The sequence below is a fragment of the Gordonia sp. UCD-TK1 genome (assembly GCF_001691435.1).
Taxonomy (GTDB): Bacteria; Actinomycetota; Actinomycetes; order Mycobacteriales; family Mycobacteriaceae; genus Gordonia; species Gordonia hongkongensis.
In genome coordinates this window covers 154106-166407 of record NZ_LZMP01000002.1, presented here as the reverse complement: position 1 = coordinate 166407, position 12302 = coordinate 154106, and the positions used below count along the sequence as shown (strand labels likewise).

Genomic DNA, 12302 nt, shown 5'->3' with positions numbered 1-12302 from the left:
GCCGAAGAAAAGCCTATTTACCGAGTTTGCGACGCTGCACCCGGGTCCGACGCAGCAACTTGCGGTGCTTCTTCTTCGACATGCGCTTGCGGCGCTTCTTGATCACTGAACCCATCGGGGCGCTTCCTCACGATTGACACTGATGTACTTGTTCGGCCCTGGTCAGCACTTCAGCCGGGTACGGCGCCGGGAGCGAAGCGACGAGCGGCGGTGCGTCACGTAGGGCTCACCGGCGCATCCAGGTACGCGACCACCGAGCCTACCGGGCGGCACGCCGGATCGGGAAATCGCGATGGCCGACGAGCGGTGGCCGAGGACGCCCACACGCAAAAGGCCCCGTGACCGGCGTGGGCCGGTCACGGAGACCTTTCGAAGAAACTGCTGTTCAGGCGTGGTGCGAAAGCCGGATCAGCCGGCGTCGAAGTACGACGTCTCCAGGTAGTCGTGGACCGCTTTCGCGTGCACACGGAACGAGCGTCCGACCCGAACCGCGGGCAGTTCGCCGTTGTGGACGAGACGGTAGACGGTCATCTTCGAAACGCGCATCAACGATGCAACCTCGGCGACGGTGAGGAACTGCGACGCCGAAGCCGCGTTGCTCACTGCGCCTGTCCTGTCACCAGGAGTGTCTGCAGGTGCCATGGATCACTCATACCTCCGGTGCACGCGTCGCGGCCGCAGGCTTCCCCTCCTGCGGACATCAGACACGCACGTGCTTAAAGAAGCTTAGCGTGGCAGATGTGAAAAAAGCGACGTGAGAGACCGGTATTTCTGAGATTCCTGTGACTCGACCCCAACATGCTGGGGTTTGTCGGCCGTTCGACCACAATTCATGGGGTGTCCGTGACGGCGTGTCCCTGCGCCAAACCCTCGACTTCCACTCGACGTCCGCCGCGGGCGCTGGCCGCCGCGCAGGCACGAGTCGCCTGGTAGACCGCGTGCCGCAGACCGTTGGCCTCGAACTCCCGGATCGCCTCGGCGGTGGTTCCGCCGGGCGAGGTGACGGCCGCACGCAGGTCGACCGCGGACAGCCCCGAGTCGCTCAGCAGGATGCCCGCGCCGCGAATGGTCTGCACCGCCATCTCCGAGGCCTGGGCACGGGTGAGCCCCAGGCCGACGCCGGCGTCGATCATCGCCTCGGCGAGCAGGAAGACGTAGGCCGGACCGGAACCGGACACCGCGGTGACCGCGTCCATCTGCTTCTCCGGCACAACCGTCACCCGGCCGACCGTCTGCAGGATCTTGACCACCGCCTGCAGCTGTTCGTCGCCGACGTACCGGCCGGCCGAGACCGCCGACATCGCCTCGTTGACGAGCATCGGGGTGTTGGGCATGACCCGGATGACGGGCGACCCGGCCTGCAGCGCGCTCTCGTAGCGCGACAGGGGCAGGCCGGCCACCAGGGTCACGGTCACTCGCTCGGATTCCGCGTTGTCCTCCGCCGAGGCGAGGATGCGCAGGATCGAGTCGACGTCGTCGGGCTTGATCGCCAGGAACACATACTGCGCCGACTCGGCCGCGCTCTTGACGTCGGTGACCAGCACGCCGTACTCCTCGGCGATCTCGGCGGCGCGGCTCTCCACCCGCTCGGCGACGACGAGGTCCTTGGTGGGGGTGCCTGCACCGATCAGACCGGCGAGCAGTGCCTCACCGATCTTGCCTCCGCCGATGATGGCGATGCGTTCGGACACGGATGTCTACCTTCCTGCGGGGATGAGGGCGAGCTGACGGGACTGTGCGACGACGGTCCCGGTCGAGTCCACCACGAGGTGGTCCTCCTCGAACATTCCGGGGCCGACCTCGGAACTCGTCGCGGCGAAACGCAGCCAGCCGGGCGCGGGATGGCGCCGGACGTAGGTGGTCAGCTGCACCGTGGGCGCCCATCCGAACAGCGCCAGGTTCATGACGACCGGGGGCGAGATGTCACCGACCAGGACCGTGAAGTACTCGTCGGGTTCGACGCCCTTCGGCCGGATCCACCCGCGGACGAGCGGCTCGCCGGTCTCGCCGCGGACGACGGGGAACGTCTCCGAGTCGAGGACCAGGTCGATGGCGGCGCCGAGGTGGTTGACCTCGGCGATGGGCGAACCGTCGAGCGGGATGCCGGTCGACGACGGTTCCACGGGCACGGAGTCGAGGACCGTGGGGCCGGAGTGGTGCGGCCGGCCGCTGTCGGGACGGGCCATCGTCACCGACGAGGACACCACGGTCCGACCGAGTTGCACGGCGTCGACCGACAGGACCGTGACGGTGCGCCCGCGCTTGCGCACACTGATCACCAGGTCGACGTCCGCGGCATCGGGAGCGGTGAGGTAGTCGCTGGAGATCGCCACCGGGATCATCGCGGCCGCCGACTCGGCGAGCCGGTCGCCGTCCGGCGTGAGCGCGGTCAGCGCGGTCCGGGCCGCCTTCGCGACCACCATCTGCAGCGTGCCGCCGTGCACCTTGGGGCCGATCGTGAACGTCTCGTCGATGTGCGCCCGCAGGGTGATCGAGTCCGGACCGCCACGGTCGACCTCGGTCAGCTCCTGCACCTGGGTGATCTTGCTGGTCATCGTCCCGCCTTCGTCGAGGAGACCCGTCCCCCGACGAATCAGCTGCTCAACTGGCCGGTGGGCTCGGGGTGCAGCTCCCGTTTGAGATGCCGCCGCGCAAAATCTAGCGAACGGGCCAGCAGCGCGCTGCGCTCGGGTTTGGTGCGCGCGCTCCCCGTGGTGACCTCGAGCACAACCGCCCCGGCGAAGTCGCTCGCCGCGATGCGCCGGCACACCTCGGCGCAAGGCTGCGCCCCGTCACCGGGGATCAGGTGCTCGTCGGTGGCGGCACCGTTGCCGTCGGCGAGATGCAGGTGGTTGAGGCGCGAGCCCATCCGGTCGAGAAGAGCGAGGGCGTCGACGCCGGCGGTCGCGGTGTGCGAGAGATCGAGCGTGTAGTGCGCGTAGCCGTCATCGGTCGGATCGATCGACTTGCCGAACGCCGATGCCGCCAGACCGGGACCACCGCCGCGCTTGCTGAGTCGCCGGACCGAGGGCTCCCCTGCGCCGAACAGCCGGTCGGCGCGCATGGGGAACATGTTCTCCACGGCGACCGCGACCCCGCTGTCCGCCTCGAGTTCGTCGACGAGATCGTCGAAGGCGGCGACGTAGCCACGCTGCCACCGGAACGGCGGATGCACGACGACGGTCGACGCACCGAGATCCTCGGCCGCCTCCACCGCACGGGCCAGCTTCACGACCGGGTCGCGTCCCCACACCCGCTGGGTGATGAGCAGACACGGGGCGTGGATCGACAGCACCGGAACCTGGTAGTGGTCCGACAGGTACTCGACCCGCCGGATGTCCTGGCTCAGAGCGTCACCCCACACCATCAACTCGACGCCGTCGAAGCCCAGTTCGGCGGCGTAGGCGAAGGCCGCCTCGGTGTTCTGGGGATAGACCGACGCCGTCGACAGACCGATCGGGATCTCGGCGGACGGACGCGGGAGGTCGGGTCTCATCCGGTCCGCCCGCTTCGCTCCGCTCCCGACGGGTTCATCGGTTCACACCGGCTCACGCGGCCAACAACACCAGCGGCCCGATGGTGACCAGCAGACCCACGCCGAGCGCGAGCAGCGTCGTCGGCAGGTCCTTGGTGCGCCGGACCACATGCGACAGCGTCACGATGCCGAAGATCACCAGGACCGCGAGCACCAGCGCGAAGTACGGATTCCATCGCCACAGTTCGGTGAAACCCCAGAACAGGCCGACGCCGACCGCGAGGCCGACGATCGCCTGTCCGAACAACACCAGCCAGGCCTTCACCGGCGACTCCTCGGCGTCGTCGGTCGCCCGACCGTCCGGTGCCGGTGTGTCGACGGTGCCGGTCCGCTCGGCGGACTCCGCGTCCGCGGCCGAATGCACGACGTCCTGGCCGGCGTGCTCCGCCGTGGCGGCTGCCGAGTCGGGATCGGCGTCGTCATCGGAGGTCTCGTCGATGTCCGTGGTGTCGTTCAGGGCATCGAACTCCGCCGGGCCCTCGGGCTCGGCGGGACCCTCCGGCTCGCGCTCCTTCACCAGGTCGACCCGGTCCTCGTCGCCCTCGGAAGTGGACTCGATCGGTTCGATGGCCTCGGTCGGGTGGTCGTCGGTGGGGCGGCCTGCGGTCTGGAGACTCTCGGTCTCGTCCGAGCCGGTCCACCGACCGTCGGCGTCATGGGTCTCGGGGTGCGCCGCGGCGATCGCCGCCGTCGTCCCACCCGCGGTCGCGGCGGCGGCCGCGGTGGCTGCCCAGTCGTGCGTCGACTCGTCGCCGTCGGTGTGTGCGTCCGGGTGGTCGTCGGTGTGGCGATCGGGGTCGTTCCGGTCCCGGTTCTTGCCGCCGAAGAGCTTTCGCGCGAACCCGACGACACCCGACGGCCCCGTCTTCTTCGACGCCCCGATCTTGCGGGCCGGGCCCCCGGACCGGCCCTTGCCCCCCGGCCCGTCGTTCCCACTCTCCACGTCGGCGAAGTTGCGATAGGCGTCGAAGTCCATGACCTCGGAGAACCCGCCGTCGCCGCGCTCGCGGGGGCCGTCGGTTCCCGCATCGACCTCGGTCAGGTCGTAGGTGACCACGTCGTCGGAGTCGACGACCGAAAGATCCGACCCGTTCTCACCCACCACCGGGATGATGCCGGTGACGGCGTTCGCCGACTCCTGGTCGACGGGAGCGGAATCTCGCGGCGGCGTCTGCCCGAGGCGACGTGCCACCGCCTCGGAACTGAAGTCGCGCGTCGACATCGGCGGGACGGCGCCCTGGCCGTAACCGGGCATCCCGCTGGCGGTGCGGTTACCCGGCCGTGCCTGGTGTTGCTGGTCGGCGCGCGGCCGGTCGACGACGGGCTGATCGTCGGCCGGGCGGCGCGGGACCGGGTTCGTCGAACGCGGGAACGGCGCGGCGGCCGCGGCCGGACGGTTCCGCGGGGTCGTGTCCCGCTCCGGGGCACCGTTCTCCGCAGCAGTCTTCTCCGGAGCTGCCTTCTCCGGGTCCGCCGTCTCCGGGGCCGCCGTCTTTGCAGGCGCGGTGCTCGCTGGCGGGGCAGCCGGCTCGGGCCGGGTTGCGGGTTCGGGCCGGGTTGCCGGCTCGGGCCGGGCCGCGGGCGCCGCGGAACCCTCTCCCGCGTCGGCGACCTTGGGGATCTCGCCGGTCAGCTCGGACACCGAGAACGATCCGTCCCGGCCGGCGCGTCGGCGGCCGCGGCCGTCACGGGTACGTGCCGGCGAGTCCCCCTGGGACCCCTGCGAGCGGGCGAGAAGTTCCGACACCGAGATGGGTCGGGATTCGGGCTCCGAATCCTTCGGCATGTAGTGGCTCTCCGTCCTCGTTCTCGAACGTTTGGGTCCGGGTCTACCAGGGTGTCAGCCGACGCCCTCGCGAACGCCCTGCACCGGTGTCGGCTCCAGCGCGTCGGCCTGCTCCGCGTCGAGTCGGCGCAGGATCACACCTTCCCGGAGTGCCCACGGACAGATTTCCAGTGTATCGACTTGCAACGCGCGCATCGCCGCCTCGGCGACCAGCGCCCCGGCGACCAGCTGGCCCGCCCGATCCGAGCTGACGCCCTCGAGTTCGGCGCGATCGGCCTTGGTCATGCGGGAGATGAAGGAGATGAGCTGACGAAGCCCGCTCGTCGTCAGTTCGCGGCGCACCCGCGGTCCGGCACTCGACGGCGCCGCGCCGGTCAGCCGGGCCAGGCTCCGGAAGGTCTTCGACGTGCCGACGCACAGATCCGGCGCACCGGGTGCGAGCAGTTGGGCCGCCGGTGCGCGGAGTTCGGCGTCGAGCCAGTCGCGCAGCACGCCGACCCGCCGCCGGTCCGGCGGATCGTCGGGCAGCCACTCGCGGGTGAGTCGTCCGGCCCCCAGCGGCAGTGACAGTGCGACGTCGGGTTCCTCGTCGACGCCGTTCGACATCTCCAGGGAGCCGCCGCCGATGTCGAGAGCGAGGATGCGGCCGGCGCTCCAGCCACGCCAGCGGCGCACCGCCAACGACGTCAACCGGGCCTCGTCGCGCCCCGACAGGACGAGCACGCGCACCCCGGTCCGCTGCTCGATCTCGTCGAGCAGGTCGTCGGAGTTCGTCGCATCGCGCACGGCCGACGTCGCGAACGCCATCATCTGCTCGCAACCGGACGTCCGGGCGATGTGGGTGAACTCGTCGATCGACTCGATGAGCTTGGCGACGGCGCGATCGCTCATCCGGCCGTCGGCGTCTATCTGTTCGGCCAGGCGCAGGACCGCCTTGGTCGAACTCATCGGGGTGGGGTGACCGCCACGATGGGCGTCGACCACCAGGAGGTGGACTGTGTTGCTGCCCACGTCGAGGACTCCTAAGCGCACGGGTCAACGGTAGTGCAGCCGCATGCACCGCCCGATCCCGGCTACCGTGTAAAGGTGACCGCCATTTCGCCGTCCGCGCCTCGCATCGATCCCGCGCCGGAGGTCGAACTCGACTTTCCGCGCGAATGGTACGAATTCGCCGATCCCGCCGACCCCGAGCACGTCATCCGGGCCGATCTCACCTGGCTGCTCTCGCACTGGACATGCGTGTTCGGCACACCCGCATGTCAGGGCATCCTCCCGGGCCGGGAGACCGACGGCTGCTGCAGTCACGGCGCATACCTGTCCGACAAGGACGATCGCAAAACCCTCGCCCGCGGCGTCGCGATGCTGACGCCCGAGGACTGGCAGTTCTACAAAAAGGGCTCCGGCAAGGACCCGGTCGGCCCGAAGGGGTACCTCGAGGAGAGCGACCTCGACGACGAGCCCGCCTTGAAGACGCGACTCCACAAGGGCGCGTGCATCTTTCTGAACCGACCCGGTTTCTCCGGCGGCGTCGGATGCGCGCTGCACTCGATGGCGCTGCGCAAGGGACTCGAACCGCTCACGGTCAAACCCGACGTGTGCTGGCAGCTGCCCATCCGTCGTGAGCAGGACTGGATCGAACGCCCCGACGGCACCCAGGTGCTCCAGACGACGATCACCGAATTCGACCGGCGTGGCTGGGGCGAGGGTGGCCACGATCTGAAGTGGTACTGCTCGGGTTCCCCCGACGTCCACATCGGGGCCAAGCAGGTGTGGGAGTCGTACGCACCCGAGCTCACCGCGCTGCTCGGCGAGGCCGCCTATGCGGCGCTGGCAGCCGCCTGCCGGCGCCGGAACGGGCTGGGGCTCATCGCGATCCACCCGGCGACGCAGGCCGCGACCGAGCGCCGCGAGACCGACGTCAAATACGAGCTGCAGCCCCCGGAGTAACCCCCCGGGGCGCCGCGGCCCGGCCGGCTCACGCCTCGAGCTTGTACCCGAGGCCGCGGACGGTGATGAGGTGCTTCGGATTCGCCGGGTCGGGCTCGATCTTCGAGCGCAGGCGCTTGACGTGTACGTCGAGTGTCTTGGTGTCGCCGACGTAGTCGACGCCCCACACCCGGTCGATGAGCTGACCCCGGGTCAGGACGCGGCCGGAGTTGCGCAACAGATACTCGAGGAGGTCGAACTCCTTGAGCGGCAGGGTGATCGACGTTCCGTTGACCGACACGGTGTGTCGCTCGACGTCCATCCGGACCGGCCCGGCCTCCAGGATCCCGATCTCCAGACCGTCGTCGGGCACCTCCCCGCCGCGTCGCAGCACCGCGCGGATGCGGGCGATCAGCTCACGCGCCGAATACGGCTTGGTCACATAGTCATCCGCGCCGAGTTCGAGGCCGACGACCTTGTCGATCTCACTGTCGCGCGCGGTCACCATGATCACCGGGACATTCGACCGGGTGCGCAAGGCCTTGCAGATCTCGGTTCCGGACATCCCGGGCAGCATGAGATCGAGGAGCACGATGTCGGGACTGACCCGATCGAAGGTCGGCAACGCCTGCGCGCCATCGGTGATGACGCTGGCCTCGAAGCCCTCTTTGCGCAGCAGGAAGGCCAGCGGATCCGCCAGCGATTCCTCGTCCTCGACGATCAGAACGTGGGTCAACTCTTGTTTCCTTCGGTGGGTCGGACAGATGGGTCGTCACCCTCCGCGGAGGGAAGTGCGCGGGGCGGCGCATCGGGATCCGACAGCGCCTGCTGGGCGGCCGGCGGCCAGCCGGCGTCGGACAGGTCCTCCGGGATGCACAGCGTGAAGGTCGAGCCGGTGCCGGGTTTGCTCCACAGGTTGATGGTCCCGCCGTGATTGGCGGCCACGTGCTTGACGATGGCCAGTCCGAGTCCGGTGCCGCCGGTCATCCGGGACCGGGCCTTGTCGACCCGGAAGAACCGCTCGAAGACCCGCTGCTGATCCTCCGGCTCGATCCCGATCCCCCGGTCGGTCACCGCGATGGCGACCATCGGCCGCCCGTCGATCTTGATCACGCGGCGGCTGATCGAGACCACGGTGTCCGACGCCGAGTACGAGATGGCGTTCGAGATGAGGTTGTTCAGTGCGGTGAGCAGCAGCGGACGGTCGCCGCGGATGATGACGCCGATCGGACCGTCGGCGCGCAGTTCGATGGCCGCCGCCTCGGCGGCGAGCGTCGCCGCGGTCAGCGCGTCGTCGATGAGCGAGTCTACGTCGATGCAGGTGAACTCCGGTGTGACGCCGTCCTGGAGTCGGGACAACGCCAGCAACTCGCTCACCATGTTGCCCATGCGCTTGGTCTCGCCGACGACGCGGCGACCGAAGTGCTGCACCGAATCGGTGTCGTCGGCCGACTCGAGCAACGCCTCGGCGAGCAGCCCGATCGCGCCGACGGGGGTCTTGAGTTCGTGCGAGACGTTGGCGACGAAGTCGCGCCGGGTGGCCTCCACGCGTTTGTGTTCGGTGTCGTCGAGTCCGTACGCGACGACATAGCGTTCCTCGCCCTGCGCGACGATCCGCGCGTGACAGCGCACGTGCTCGACACTGGGCCGGGGCGTCCGGCCGGTAGAGACGAAACCGAGACTCGACATCGGCGGGCTGAACTCGAAGCGCCGTTCGACGCCGGTGTCGAGCACTTCCTTCACGGCCTCCCACACCGGGTCGGCCAGCAGCATCTCGCGTACGAGCCCGAGTTCGACGGCCCGCTGGTTGTACAGCACGACGTCGCGGAACTCGTCGACCACGGCGATGGCGGTCTCGGTGTTACGCACGACCATGCTCAACAGACCGGCCTTGGTCATGCGGCCGTCGTCGGTGGTCGCCTGCACGTCGGAGTCACGGACCTCGGCCGAGGCCGGCACCTCACGGGGACCGAGGGTCGCCTCGGGAACGAATTCGGCGGCGGTGGATGCGGAACGACGCGGGATGCGATCGAGGAACGCGAACCCTCGGGACCGGTCCCGGTCCCGGGTGCGTCGACCGATCACGACACCGAGGCAGAGCGCGAGTACGAACGCGATCGTCGCGGCGAAGATTGCGGCGGTCACAGGGGCAGCTTACGGCTCGACCAACACCGAACGCACATCTGACGAAGGTGTTCGACAGTTGTTCACGCGGAGTTGGCCGGAGTCCCTGCCGACGCGGCGGCGCGCTTCCCCGGTACCGTGGCGGCCGTGTCCGGACCGGTCATTGCGGAACCGGAACCGCCATGTCCGCGAACTCGGGGTGACGTTCGATGAAGCGCTGCACGTAGGAGCAGACCGGCACGACCTGCTTGCCGCCGCGCCGGATGTCCTCGAGGACCGCCTTGACCAGTTGGCCCGCGTACCCGTGACCGCTGAACTGCTCGCGGATCACGGTGTGCGTGATGACCACCTGGTAGGGCTCGGAGACGTAGTCGAGGTAGCCGACGATCTCGTCGTCGCCCTGGGAATCGGCGACGAGGATCGCCTCGTACCGCTCCTGGGCAGGTGAGTGCTCGATTCGCAGGGTGCCCATGTCCGCCATGCCGTCTAATGTAGCGCGCGCCACACCGTCGACGCCATGGCGAAACGTGTCACGTCTGGATGTCCGAACGGACCCCGTCGGCTACTTCTGCCCCTGGGCGGCCACCGCGGCGGCACCCGCGGCTGCCGCCTCGGGGTCCAGGTAGGTACCACCCGGGTTGAGCGGTTTCAGGTCGTCGTCGAGGTCGTAACGAAGCGGGTTGCCGGTGGGAATGTTGAGTCCGGCGATGTCGTCGTCGGAGATGCCGTCGAGGTGCTTGACGAGCGCGCGCAGCGAGTTGCCGTGTGCCGCGAGCAGCACGTTCTTCCCCGCCCGGACGTCGGCGACGATCGTCTCGAGGTAGTACGGGATGAACCGCTCGACGACGTCCTTGAGGCACTCGGTCAGCGGCACCTCGGGGAGATCGGCGTACCGCGCGTCGCCCACCTGGCTGTATTCGGCATCGGGTTCGATCGCCGGCGGCGGGGTGTCGTAACTGCGACGCCACAGCATGAACTGCTCGTCGCCGAACTTCTCCTTGGTCTCGGCCTTGTTCAGGCCCTGCAGCGCGCCGTAGTGGCGCTCGTTGAGGCGCCAGTCGCGGATCACCGGGATCCAGAGCCGGTCGGCCCGGTCGAGGGCGATGTGCGCGGTCGTGATCGCGCGGCGCAGCAGCGACGTGTAGACGACGTCGGGCAGCAGGTCGTGCTCGACGAGGAGCTCGCCCCCGCGTTCGGCCTCGGCCCTGCCCTTGTCGGTGAGCGCCACATCGACCCAGCCGGTGAACTGGTTGGACGCATTCCATTCGCTCTCGCCGTGCCGCATCAGGATCAGGGTGCCGTTGCTCATGGCCGATAGTTTTCCACAGTCGGTGCGCACCCTCTCCTCACCGGCGCCGGAACCCCCGGGCGGACCCCGGCGCGCACCGGCGAACGACGAAATGGTAATGAACCGGTCGATTCGCCGCGCGAACGGCCATGGGCGGGTCTAGCGTTAGCGCATGACAGCCAGTACAGACGCCGGCGCGACCGGCCAGAATGCGGAGAAGCAGCCCGAGCTCAAACGCGTGTTGGGCTGGAAGCTGTTGTTGCTGTTCATCATCGGCGACATCCTGGGCACCGGCGTCTACGCACTCACCGGCCAGGTCGCCGGCGAGGTCGGGGGCGCGGCGTGGCTGCCGTTCCTGATCGCGTTCGCGGTGGCGACGCTGACGGCGTTCTCCTACCTGGAGCTGGTCACCAAATATCCCCAGGCCGCCGGCGCTGCCCTGTACGTGCACAAGGCTTTCGGCGTCCACTTCATCACCTTCATCGTGCTGTTCACCGTGATGTGTTCGGGTATCACCTCGGCGACCACCGCGTCCCGCGCGTTCGCGGTGAACATGCTGACCGGGATCAACGGCGGCGAGTCGCCGGACGCGACGCACCCAGCGCTGGTGTTCATCTCGATCGGCTTCCTGCTGCTGGTGATGTTCATCAATTTCCGCGGCGTCGCCGAGGGCGTCGGCACCAACGTGGTGTTGACCCTGGTGGAGCTGACGGGCCTCCTGCTGGTCATCTTCATCGCCTTGTTCTTCGTCTTCGGCGGCAACGCAGATCACTGGGATGCGGTGGTGGTTTTCGAATCGCCGGAGGAGAGGAACATCCTCATCGCGGTGTCAGCGGCGACGGCGCTGGCGTTCTTCGCACTGGTCGGATTCGAGGATTCGGTCAACATGGCCGAGGAGTGCAAGGAACCGACCAGGATCTTCCCCAAGGTTATGCTCAGTGGTCTGGGGATCACCGCGGTGGTGTACGTGCTCATCGCGATCCTCGCGGTCGCGATCGTGCCCGTGGGGGTGCTCGCCGAAAGCGAGACCCCGCTCGTGGACGTCGTGCAGACCGCCGCCCCGGATTTCCCGATGACCGAGCTGTTGCCGTGGATCTCGATGTTCGCGGTGGCGAACACGGCCCTGATCAACATGATGATGGCCAGCCGTCTGCTGTATGGCATGTCCAAGCAGGGGGTACTGCCCAAGTTCCTGTCCTACGTCCATCCCGGACGCCGCACCCCGTTCGCCGCGATCGTGTTCACCACAGCCATCGCACTGTGCCTGCTGGTCTACGTCAGCGCCGACCCGAAGGGTTCCATCGTCGGACTGCTCGGCGGCACCACCGCGCTGCTGCTGCTCGCGGTGTTCACCGTCGTCAATGTCTCGGTCTTGGTGTTGCGCAAGGATCACGTGGGGCACAACCACTTCCGCACCTATACGCCGGTTGCGGTGCTCGGCGCCGTGACCTCCGGGGCACTCACCCTCCCGTTCGCCCGCGCCGACAACCAGCAGTACGTGATCGCGGCCTGGCTACTCCTGCTCGGCGTCGTGCTGTGGGCGTTCACCTACTGGCATCAGAAGCGAACCGGCGCCGAAGCGGCCTCCTACGACGACATCCCGCCCCACGAGATCCCGTGACGCACAAAAAGCCGTATGACGT

13 protein-coding genes are annotated in these 12302 nt (G+C 68.5%); 2 read left to right on the top strand and 11 right to left on the bottom strand.

The window, feature by feature from the left end:
* Positions 1-13: 13 nt before the first annotated feature.
* The 7 genes from A9310_RS24945 to A9310_RS02240 form a co-directional block, all read right to left on the bottom strand.
* The gene (locus tag A9310_RS24945) at positions 14-115 is read right to left on the bottom strand and encodes an AURKAIP1/COX24 domain-containing protein (RefSeq protein ID WP_003402602.1); all 102 of its coding nucleotides are present in this window, start codon (positions 113-115) and stop codon (positions 14-16) included.
* Positions 116-408: 293 nt separating this feature from the next.
* Complete coding sequence (locus A9310_RS02265) at positions 409-642, bottom strand: helix-turn-helix domain-containing protein (protein WP_004019963.1); 234 nt, start codon at positions 640-642, stop codon at positions 409-411.
* A gap of 188 nt (positions 643-830) precedes the next feature.
* Positions 831-1691 (bottom strand): pyrroline-5-carboxylate reductase, encoded by an 861-nt coding sequence (proC, locus tag A9310_RS02260; RefSeq protein WP_065629198.1) that lies wholly within the window; start codon positions 1689-1691, stop codon positions 831-833.
* Positions 1692-1697: 6 nt separating this feature from the next.
* Positions 1698-2555, bottom strand: a complete 858-nt coding sequence (locus A9310_RS02255; RefSeq protein WP_058252638.1) for a thioesterase family protein — start codon at positions 2553-2555, stop codon at positions 1698-1700.
* A gap of 38 nt (positions 2556-2593) precedes the next feature.
* The gene (locus tag A9310_RS02250) at positions 2594-3496 is read right to left on the bottom strand and encodes a sugar phosphate isomerase/epimerase (RefSeq protein ID WP_058252637.1); all 903 of its coding nucleotides are present in this window, start codon (positions 3494-3496) and stop codon (positions 2594-2596) included.
* 52 nt (positions 3497-3548) lie between these two features.
* Positions 3549-5321: a hypothetical protein gene (locus A9310_RS02245; RefSeq protein ID WP_065629197.1), complete on the bottom strand. Its 1773-nt coding sequence runs from the start codon at positions 5319-5321 to the stop codon at positions 3549-3551.
* A gap of 54 nt (positions 5322-5375) precedes the next feature.
* Positions 5376-6353 (bottom strand): Ppx/GppA phosphatase family protein, encoded by a 978-nt coding sequence (locus tag A9310_RS02240; protein ID WP_171011611.1) that lies wholly within the window; start codon positions 6351-6353, stop codon positions 5376-5378.
* A gap of 54 nt (positions 6354-6407) precedes the next feature.
* Here A9310_RS02240 and A9310_RS02235 point away from each other — a divergent pair, with 54 nt between their 5' ends.
* Entirely contained in the window at positions 6408-7268 is an 861-nt protein-coding gene (locus A9310_RS02235) for a hypothetical protein (protein ID WP_058252634.1), read from the top strand.
* 28 nt (positions 7269-7296) lie between these two features.
* Here A9310_RS02235 and A9310_RS02230 read toward each other — a convergent pair whose 3' ends face one another.
* The 4 genes from A9310_RS02230 to A9310_RS02215 form a co-directional block, all read right to left on the bottom strand.
* Complete coding sequence (locus A9310_RS02230; RefSeq protein ID WP_058252633.1) at positions 7297-7983, bottom strand: response regulator transcription factor; 687 nt, start codon at positions 7981-7983, stop codon at positions 7297-7299.
* On the bottom strand, positions 7980-9392 hold the full coding sequence (locus A9310_RS02225; RefSeq protein ID WP_065629195.1) for a cell wall metabolism sensor histidine kinase WalK: 1413 nt from the start codon (positions 9390-9392) through the stop codon (positions 7980-7982). Before A9310_RS02225 ends, A9310_RS02230 begins: the two co-directional genes overlap by 4 nt.
* 139 nt (positions 9393-9531) lie before the next feature.
* Positions 9532-9852, bottom strand: coding sequence for a GNAT family N-acetyltransferase (locus tag A9310_RS02220; RefSeq protein ID WP_065629194.1), 321 nt, complete (start codon positions 9850-9852; stop codon positions 9532-9534).
* An 81-nt stretch (positions 9853-9933) separates the two neighbouring features.
* The gene (locus tag A9310_RS02215; RefSeq protein ID WP_058252630.1) at positions 9934-10680 is read right to left on the bottom strand and encodes a phosphoglyceromutase; all 747 of its coding nucleotides are present in this window, start codon (positions 10678-10680) and stop codon (positions 9934-9936) included.
* 151 nt (positions 10681-10831) lie between these two features.
* Between A9310_RS02215 and A9310_RS02210 the strand changes: the two genes are divergently transcribed.
* On the top strand, positions 10832-12280 hold the full coding sequence (locus tag A9310_RS02210) for an APC family permease (RefSeq protein ID WP_065629193.1): 1449 nt from the start codon (positions 10832-10834) through the stop codon (positions 12278-12280).
* Positions 12281-12302 lie beyond the last annotated feature (22 nt).